This window comes from Italian clover phyllody phytoplasma str. MA1 (assembly GCF_000300695.1).
GTDB lineage: Bacteria > Bacillota_I > Bacilli_A > Acholeplasmatales > Acholeplasmataceae > Phytoplasma.
On the sequence record NZ_AKIM01000144.1, the window covers coordinates 1 to 406 of the forward strand.

1 protein-coding gene is annotated in these 406 nt (G+C 23.4%); it reads right to left on the minus strand.

Translation table 11 applies throughout. The features are described 5' to 3' along the window. Positions 1-115 precede the first annotated feature (115 nt). Positions 116-379, minus strand: a complete 264-nt coding sequence (locus tag RI01_RS03015; RefSeq protein ID WP_017193194.1) for a hypothetical protein — start codon at positions 377-379, stop codon at positions 116-118. Between the last annotated feature and the right edge of the window lie 27 nt (positions 380-406).

Sequence of the window (406 nt, forward strand, 5' to 3'; positions counted from 1 at the left end):
TCTTAATTGATCAACTGTATAACCAACATCTTTTAATTCATCGGCTATATATCCACCATTTTTTAATTCTTTTACTGTATACCCAGCATCTAATAATTGCTTAATTATATATTCATTATTTTTTAATCCACCAGCTGTGATAATAAATTAAATCAAATCCAGCATCTAATAAATCTTCAGCTGTATACCCAGCATCTATTAATTCCTTAGCTGTAAATCCAGAATCTTTTAATTCTTTAAGTGTAAGTACAATATTTTCTTCATGTTTTTTCATTAAATATCTATCAACTGCTCCAAAAAACCAAAATAAAAAAACAGCAAAAAAAATAGAAATAAAATAAATAAATATTTTAGACTCTATTAAATTATTAATTTGCATTTAATTATTTTTCTCCTTATTTTTCTT